This window comes from Kitasatospora sp. NPDC059599 (assembly GCF_042735125.1).
Classification (GTDB): domain Bacteria; phylum Actinomycetota; class Actinomycetes; order Streptomycetales; family Streptomycetaceae; genus Kitasatospora.
On sequence record NZ_JBHWCL010000137.1, the window covers coordinates 18,427 to 26,629 of the forward strand.

At 73.3% G+C, this 8,203-nt stretch carries 6 protein-coding genes and 1 pseudogene; all 7 read left to right on the forward strand.

Annotation, left to right across the window (positions count from 1 at the left end):
- Window positions 1-118 precede the first annotated feature (118 nt).
- The 7 genes and pseudogenes from pelF to ACFV04_RS34280 all read left to right on the forward strand — a co-directional run bounded on the left by pelF (window position 119) and on the right by ACFV04_RS34280 (window position 8,036).
- Window positions 119-1,633, forward strand: coding sequence for a GT4 family glycosyltransferase PelF (gene pelF, locus ACFV04_RS34250; protein WP_380336844.1), 1,515 nt, complete (start codon window positions 119-121; stop codon window positions 1,631-1,633).
- A 177-nt stretch (window positions 1,634-1,810) separates the two neighbouring features.
- The gene (locus ACFV04_RS34255) at window positions 1,811-3,337 is read left to right on the forward strand and encodes a hypothetical protein (RefSeq protein ID WP_380534785.1); all 1,527 of its coding nucleotides are present in this window, start codon (window positions 1,811-1,813) and stop codon (window positions 3,335-3,337) included.
- A gap of 178 nt (window positions 3,338-3,515) precedes the next feature.
- Window positions 3,516-4,508 carry an SDR family NAD(P)-dependent oxidoreductase gene (locus ACFV04_RS34260; protein ID WP_360253781.1) on the forward strand — a complete coding sequence of 331 codons (993 nt, stop codon included), beginning with the start codon at window positions 3,516-3,518 and terminating at the stop codon, window positions 4,506-4,508.
- Between the two features lie 73 nt (window positions 4,509-4,581).
- Window positions 4,582-5,283, forward strand: a pseudogene (locus ACFV04_RS34265) (NDP-sugar synthase); the annotation flags it as partial.
- A 125-nt stretch (window positions 5,284-5,408) separates the two neighbouring features.
- A complete protein-coding gene (locus ACFV04_RS34270) occupies window positions 5,409-6,326 on the forward strand; it encodes an NAD-dependent epimerase/dehydratase family protein (RefSeq protein ID WP_380336848.1) in 918 nt (305 codons plus the stop codon).
- Window positions 6,323-7,018: a spherulation-specific family 4 protein gene (locus ACFV04_RS34275; RefSeq protein ID WP_360253785.1), complete on the forward strand. Its 696-nt coding sequence runs from the start codon at window positions 6,323-6,325 to the stop codon at window positions 7,016-7,018. The genes ACFV04_RS34270 and ACFV04_RS34275 overlap by 4 nt, the downstream gene beginning before the upstream one ends.
- 22 nt (window positions 7,019-7,040) lie before the next feature.
- Window positions 7,041-8,036 (forward strand): endo alpha-1,4 polygalactosaminidase, encoded by a 996-nt coding sequence (locus ACFV04_RS34280; protein WP_380534788.1) that lies wholly within the window; start codon window positions 7,041-7,043, stop codon window positions 8,034-8,036.
- The last annotated feature ends 167 nt before the right edge of the window (window positions 8,037-8,203 follow it).

An 8,203-nucleotide genomic window follows, 5' to 3' on the forward strand; every position in this document is an offset into this window, starting at 1 on the left:
GTAACCCCCACCCCCCGGGGGGGGGGGTCGCGCGCGCCCTCCCCGCCCCCCCCCCGCCACGGCTCCCGTTCCGGCCACCCAGGCCGGAACCGACGCAAGAACAGGAGGGGGGACAGGAATGCGCGTCACCCTGCTCACCGAGGGGACGTATCCGCACCAGCACGGCGGCGTGAGTGTCTGGTGCGACCAGCTCGTTCAAGGCATGCCGGACGTCGACTTCGACGTCATCGCCGTCACCGGGACCGGCCACGAAGCACTGGCCTGGGAGTTGCCCGCCAACGTACGGTCGGTCACGACCGCTCCGCTGTGGGGACCGGCCTCCGAGGCCGGGCCGCCCCGCGGCAAGGAGATGCGGCGCTTCCTCAACGCGTACGAGCGCTTCCTGCACTCCATCCTCGACCCGGTCTACACCACGCACTTCGGCACCGAGCTGTACGGCTTCGCCGACCTCGCCCGGCGCGGGCTGCTCAGCCCCGCGCTGCGCAGCGAGAGAGCGCTCCGCACCCTCCAGCACGTGTGGACGCGGGACTACCTGCCCACCGCCGTCTCCCGGCCCACCCTGCACGACGCGCTGAACGCGACCGACCTGCTGGAGCACGCCCTGCGGCCGCTCTCGGTCGAGCCGCCGAAGGACGGCGTCGCGCACGCGGCCAGCGGCGGCCTCGCCACCCTGCCCGGGCTGATCGCCGCCCAGCAGTACGGCGTACCGTTTCTGCTCACCGAGCACGGCATCTACCTGCGCGAGCGCTACCTCGGCTACCGCACCGGACCGTACCGCTGGCCGGTCAAGGCCCTCCTGCTCGGCTTCTACCGGATGCTCGCCGAGGAGAGCTACCGGGTGGCCGCGCTGGTCACCCCCGGCAACCGGTACAACCGGCGCTGGGAGGAACGCGGCGGCACCCCGTCCGCGCACATCCGCACCGTCTACAACGGAGTGGACCCGGCGGCCTTCCCGCCGGCCGGGCCCGAACCCGAGACCCCGACCCTCAGCTGGGCCGGCCGGGTCGACCCGATCAAGGACCTGGAAACGCTGATCCGGGCCTTCGCCATCGTCCACCGAGAGATCCCCGAGGCGCGGCTGCGGCTCTTCGGGGGCACCCCCAAGGGCGGCGAGGCGTACCGGGACGGCTGCATAGCCCTGGCCGCCGAACTCGGCGTGGCCGAGTCGGTGGCCTTCGAGGGCCGCGTCGCCGACATCACCGACGCGTACGCGGCGGGCAACGTGGTCATGCTCTCCAGCATCAGCGAGGGCTTCCCGTTCACCCTGATCGAGGCGATGTCCTGCGGCCGCGCGACCGTCTCCACCGACGTGGGCGGCGTCCGCGAGGCCGTCGGCGACACCGGCCTGGTCGTCCCGCCGCGCGAGCCCGAACCGATGGCGGCCGCCGCGATCGAGCTGCTGCGCGACGCCGAACGGCGCGCCCGGCTCGGCGAGGGGGCCCGGCTGCGGGTGATCGAGCAGTTCACCCTCCGCCAGAACATCGACGGCTTCCGCGGCATCTACACCGAACTCCTGGGCACCTCCCGCTGGATGCCCGGCGGCATGGTGGCCGTCACCGACCAGGTCCCCAGCCCCGACTGGGACCAGCAGCTCGCCGCCGCCCGGCCCGAACCGAGCGAGGTGGGCGCATGAGCGCGCGAAGCATGGGGGTCCCCCCGGCCGAAGGCTGGGGGAGAATGATCGAGAGGTGCGCGTTCCGCGAAGCGGCCGCCGAGCGCAGCGAGGTGGGCGCATGAGTGCGCGTAGCAAGCGAATGATCGAGAGGTGCGCGTTCCGCGAAGCGGCCGCCGAGCGCAGCGAGGTGGGCGCATGAGCGGTCCCCTGCGTCTCGTTCCCGACGAGGGCGGCGCCGAGCGGACGATGCAGCTGCGCACGCTGCCGCTGAAGCTCCGCCGTCCCGCCGCGCCGGAGCCGGAGCCCGGGCCCGAGGAGCAGCTCGGTCTCTCCGCGGACCCGCTGGACGAGCTCGCCGAGCGCCTGCAGGACATCTGCGCCGACGCCGTCCACCCGTACGAGATCGCGGCCTTCCTGGAGTCCGACGGCCTGTCGGACGAGCAGGCGGCCCTGCTGTACGGCCGGCCCGACGCGTTCACCGTCGCCGAGGAGCTGTTCGAGAAGGTCCAGCGCCGCTACCCCGGCCCGAGTTCGGAGTTCGCCAACCCCTGGCGGGCCGACCCCTGGCGCTGCGTGGTGCGGGGACTGGTGTTCGCCCTGCCCGGCCTGGGCTACCTGCTCGGTGCCAACCTGTTCGCGACGGCCCGGATGCGGTTCGGCCTGCCCTCGGGCATGCTCGCGCTGTCCATCGCCACACTGGTCAGTTGGGGCTTCAACCAGGCCCTGGCGCACCGCGCGTACCGCTGGCTGGGCCGGCTCCGCCGCCGCGAGGCAGCGGTCTGCCTGGCCGTCGGCGCCCCGCTCGGCGCGCTGATCGCGGCCGCCGCCGCGTACGTGGTGGGCGGGCCGCTCGGGGCGCTGTGCTTCGCCGCCGGGCAGTCCTGCTACCTGGCGGCGGCCACCGTGCTGCTGGTGCTCGGGCGGGAGAAGTTCCTGCTGCTGTCGCTGGCGCCGGCGTCGGTCGGTGCGGGCGTGGTGCTGGCTGCGGACGTCCCGCAGGTGGTCCGCACGGTCGTGCTGCTCACCTCGGTGCTGCTGGCGGTCGGACTCTCCGTCCGGGAGCTGCTGGCCTGCGTCCGCGGTGGCGAGCGCGAGTCCGTCGAGCTGAAGCTGCCGCTGCGCCAGGAGGTCCCGCACCTGCTGTTCGGCCTGGCCTGCGGCGCGCTCACGCTGATCGCCGGCCTGGGCACGACCATCCACCAGGCGGTGCGGACCGGCGGCCACGCCATCCAGGGGACGCCGACCACGCCGACCGGACCGGCCATGATCGCGCTGACGCTCAGTCTCGGCCTCGCCGAGTGGCTGCTGTTCCGCTACCGGGCGATGGCGGTGGCCGCGCTGCGCACCAGCCACACCACCGGGCAGTTCACCCGCCGCACCGGCGGGATCCTGCTCGGCTGCCTGTTCATCTACCTCACCACCGTGGCCGCGCTGGACGCCGCCGCGACCGTGCTGTGGCCGGGCGCCCCGACGCTCGGCGTGCCGCAGCTCGGCGCGATGCTGCTCCTGGGCGGCTCGCTCTGGCTGGCGCTGCTGCTGAACGCCTTCGGGTTCAGCTGGAGCACCGCCCTCATCTGTCTGGCCGCCGCAGGTGCCGAGAGCACCGGGCTGCTGACCGGTGCGGACCCGATCGTCCTGCAGCTCATCGGCTGCGGGGCGGCCGCCGTCGTCCTCACCGCCATCGCCGGGCCCGTGCTCGGCCGCACCACCCAGCACCGCTGAACCACCCGCACCACGCCGGAACCACGTCGGCACCATCTCCGCACCACTTCGAATATCCCGCACGCCCACTTCGCGTGCACCGCCGTACCCGTTCCACCCGAGTCACCAACCGAACCGGCGGCGGCCGACCACCACAGAGCGTCCGGCCGCCCCGACAGATCGAGAAAGCGATTTCCGCATGAGCAGCGTCGCGGTTACCGGAGCCGAGGGCTTCATCGGCTCACACCTCGTCGAGACCCTGGTCGCCGACGGGCACCACGTCCGCGCGATGGTCCAGTACAACTCCTTCTCCTCCTTCGGGTGGCTGGAGACCCTGTCCGAGGAGGTGCTGGACTCGGTCGAGATCGTCCTCGGCGACGTCCGCGACCCGGGCTCGGTCAACGGCCTGGTCAAGGGCACCGAGGCGGTCTACCACCTGGCCGCCCTGATCGCGATCCCGTACTCCTACCGCGCCCCCCACTCGTACGTGGACACCAACGTCACCGGCACCCTGAACGTGCTGGAGGCGGTGCGCCACCTGGAGATCCCCCGTCTGGTGCACACCTCCACCAGCGAGACCTACGGGACGGCGCAGACCGTGCCGATCACCGAGGACCACCCGATCAACACCCAGTCCCCGTACGCCGCCTCCAAGGCCGGCGGGGACCGGCTGGCCGACAGCTACCACGCCAGCTTCGAGACCCCGGTCGTCACCCTGCGCCCGTTCAACACCTTCGGGCCGCGCCAGTCGATGCGCGCCGTCATCCCGACCGTGATCGCCCAGGTCGCGGCCGGCCAGACCGAGATCACCCTCGGCGACCTGCGTCCGACCCGTGACTTCACGTTCGTCAAGGACACCGCGAACGCCTTCCGCACGGTGGGCACCGCGCCCGCCGAGTCGGTGGTCGGCCGGACCTTCAACGCCGGCACCGGCGGCGAGATCTCGGTCGGCGACCTGGTCACCCTGGTCGGCAAGCTGATGGGCGTCGACCTGGTGGTGAAGGAGGACGAGCAGCGCATCCGTCCGACCAACTCCGAGGTCATGCGCCTGGTCGCGGACGCGTCGCGGCTGCGCGCGGCCACCGGCTGGGCCCCGCAGTTCAGCCTGGAGCAGGGCCTGGAGCAGACCATCGAGTTCTTCCGCGACCCGGCCAACCTGGCCCGCTACAAGACCGACATCTACAACGTCTGACCGCCTTCGCGATCTTGCTCGTCCTGGTAACCAAGGTTCGTGTCCTGCACATCCTTTCCGTGGGGGAAACACCATGCATGCAGTGATCCTGGCCGGCGGCAAGGGCGTTCGTCTGCGCCCGTACACCACCGCGCTCCCCAAGCCGCTCGTTCCGATCGGCGACCAGCACGCGATCCTGGAGATCGTGATGCGCCAGCTCGCAGCCGCGGGCTTCCAGTCCGTCACCCTGGCCATCGGCCACCTCGGCCACATCATCCGCGCCTACGTCGGCAACGGCTCCCAGTGGGGCCTGCGGGTCGGCTACGCCGTCGAGGACAGCCCGCTCGGCACCATGGGCCCGCTGCTCACCATGCAGGACCGCCTGCCCGAGCACTTCCTGGTGATGAACGGCGACATCCTGACCGACCTGGACTTCGCCGGGGTGCTCAAGCACCACGAGTCGTCCGGTGCCCCGCTGACCATCGCCACCTACGCCCGCCAGGTCAAGATCGACTTCGGCGTGCTGACCAGCGACTCCGGCAGCATCACCGGCTTCCAGGAGAAGCCCAGCATCGACTACCGCGTCTCGATGGGCGTGTACGGCGTCTCGCGCTCGGCGCTCGCCAAGTACACCCCGGGCCTGCCGCTGGGCTTCGACGAGCTGGTGCTGGACCTGCTGGCCGCCAAGACCCCGCCGTCCGCGTACGAGTTCGGCGGCTACTGGCTCGACATCGGCCGGCCGGACGACTACGACCGGGCCAACGCCGAGTTCTCGACCATCCGCCCGGTCCTGATGCCCTTCGAGTCGGCCGTCGTCACGCCGAGCGTCGCGGAGCTGCCGGTCCCGGCCGCCCGCACCGCCCCGGACGACACCGCCGACGAGCCCGCCGCCGCGGGCGCCGAGAACGACGGACGGGCCGCGTGAGAATTCTGCTCCTCGGCGGCGACGGCTTCCTGGGCCGTCACGCCGCCGCCGTCCTGCGGTCGCTGCCCGGTGCCACCGTGCTGACCGCGGGCCGGCGGCCCGCCCACGACCTGCGGCTCGACCTGGCCACCGCCCAGGCCGGCCCGCTCGGTGAGGAACTGGCCGCGCTGGCCCCCGACGCGGTGGTCAACTTCGCCGGCGCGGTGGCCGGCAGCGCGGTCAAGCTCGCCGAGGTGAACGCGCGCGGCCCGGCGGTCCTCTGCGAGGCGCTGCAGCTCGGCGCCCCCAAGGCCCGTCTGGTGCACATCGGTTCGGCCGGCGAGTACGGCGTCTGCGCACAGGGCAGCTCGCTGTCCGAGGACGCCGACGCCCGCCCGGTCGGCGTGTACGGCGCGACCAAGCTGGCCGGCTCCCTCGCGGTGACCGGCTCGCCGCTGGACGCCGTGGTGCTGCGGGTGTTCAACCCGGTCGGCCCCGGCGCACCGGCGGGCTCGCTGCCCGGCCGGCTGGCCGCCGAGCTGCGCAGGGTGGCGCCCGAGGGCGCCGACGGCGTGGTGACGGTCGGCGACCTCTCCGCCTACCGCGACTTCGTCGACGCCCGCGACGTCGCCGAGGCCGTCGGTCTGGCGGTCGCGGCCGACCGTCCGCTCCCCCGGGTGCTCAACCTCGCATCCGGGCGGGCCAAGCAGGTCCGGGCGATCGCCGACGGGCTGGTCGCCGCGGCCGGCTTCACCGGCCGGATCGACGAGAGCGGGGCGGGCTCCGAGCGCTCGGCCGCGGTCTCCTGGCAGCAGGCCGACGTGTCGGCCGCCGCCCGGGAGCTCGGCTGGCACCCGGAGACGGACCTCGCCGACACCCTGCGCGACCTGTGGCTCGGCTCCGCCGGGCCCACGCCGACCCCGGTGGTCGCATGACCACCGGGCACGTCCCCGACGGCCGCCTGCTGGTGCCGCTGTACGTCCACCCCGCGGTGGACCCGGCGGCCTGGCGGGCGGTCGCCGCCGCCGATCCCGACCGGATCGCCGCCGTCGTGCTCAACCTCGCCGACGGTCCGGGCGAGGTCCCGGACAACGTCTTCGCCGAGGCCGCCGACGAACTGCGCGCGGCCGGGCTGCCGCTGGTCGGGTACGCCGACACCGACTACGGCCGCAGGCCCCACGCGGCCGTGGTCGCGGACATCCTGACGTACCGCCAGCGGCACGGCATCACCGGCGTGTACCTCGACCAGGTGACGACCCATCCGGGCGCGCTGGCGCACTACCGGCGGCTGGCCACGGCGGCCCGCGCGGCCGGCTGCGGCACCGTGATCTTCGGTCACGGCGAGCACCCGGACCCGGGCTACGCCGAGGTGGGCCTGGCCGACCTGCTGGTCACCTTCGAGGGGGACTGGGACACCTACCGCGCGATGACACAACCGCTGTGGACCGGCCGGCACGCGGCCTCCCGCTTCTGCCACCTGGTCTACGACGTCCCGCCCGAGCACGCCCAGGACGCGAGCGCCCTGATCACCGCCCGGCGGGCCGGCGTCGGCTGCGCCGTGCCCGGCGCCGGGGACAATCCGTGGCGCACCCTGCCGTACGGTCTGACCGCCGCTGAACTGACCTGACCCGATCCGGAGTTCGACTACCGTGAACCGCCGCAACCGGCTCCTGCCGGCCGCTCTGGCCCTCGCCACCGCCACCGCCCTGCTGGCCACCTCGTGCAGCAGCTCCGGTTCCGATGACGGCGACGACTCGGCCGACGGCTCCCCCAGCGCCCCGCCCGCGGCCACCGCCCCGGGCACCCCCGACGGCACGCCGCCCCCCACTCCGCCCGGCGACCCCACGAGCACGGCTCCGGGCACGCCGAGCGGCACCACTCCCCCGGGCACCACCCCGCCCGGCACCACCCCGCCGGGCACCACCGCCCCGCAGCCGACCGGCGCCCGCTGGCAGCCCACCCCGGGCCTGGCCTGGCAGTGGCAGCTCGGCGGCGGCCCCGTGGACCAGTCGGTGGACGTCCCGGTCTACGACATCGACGGCTTCGAGAACGACGCCTCGGTGGTGGCCGCGCTGCACGCCAAGGGCCGCAAGGTGATCTGCTACATCAACGCCGGTTCCTGGGAGGACTTCCGCCCCGACTCCGCCTCCTTCGCCAAGGCCCTGCAGGGTTCGGACACCGGCTGGAAGGGCGAGAAGTGGTTCGACATCCGCAAGCTCGACCAGCTGAAGCCGCTGATGGCCGCCCGCTTCGACATGTGCAAGGGCAAGGGCTTCGACGCCGTCGAGCCGGACACCATCGAGGCCTACAACCAGAACAGCGGATTCCCGCTGACCCCCGACGACCAGCTCAAGTACAACCGGATGCTGGCGCAGCTCGCGCACGAACGCGGCCTGGCCATCGGCCTGAAGAACGACCTGGACCAGATCACCGCACTGCTGCCGGACTTCGACTTCGCGGTCAACGAGGAGTGCTCGCAGTTCGACGAGTGCGACCGCGTCGCGCCGTTCGTCAAGGCGGGCAAGGCGGTCTTCCACGTCGAGTACAAGCTCGACACGGGTCAGTTCTGCGCCAAGGCCAAGTCGCTGGGCTTCAGTTCGATGCAGAAGAAGCTCGACCTGAACGCCTGGCGCAAGCCCTGTTGAGGTGTTCCACTCCTGTCGCGGGGGGGGGCCGGGCGGGGGCGCGCGCGGCGGGCGGCGTTGGTTAGGGGGGGGGGGCGCGGGGGGGCCGCCCAGCCCCGCGGGGGGGCCCCCCCCCGGGTCGGTGCCAGGGCGGCCGCGCGCGGGGAGGCGGACGCCGTCGAACTCGC

Excerpts from the sequence above, each read along its gene's own strand:
- pelF (WP_380336844.1), top strand. The coding sequence starts at position 119 with ATGCGCGTCACCCTGCTCACCGAGGGGACGTATCCGCACCAGCACGGC.
- ACFV04_RS34255 (WP_380534785.1), top strand. The coding sequence starts at position 1,811 with ATGAGCGGTCCCCTGCGTCTCGTTCCCGACGAGGGCGGCGCCGAGCGG.
- ACFV04_RS34260 (WP_360253781.1), top strand. The coding sequence starts at position 3,516 with ATGAGCAGCGTCGCGGTTACCGGAGCCGAGGGCTTCATCGGCTCACAC.
- ACFV04_RS34275 (WP_360253785.1), top strand. The coding sequence starts at position 6,323 with ATGACCACCGGGCACGTCCCCGACGGCCGCCTGCTGGTGCCGCTGTAC.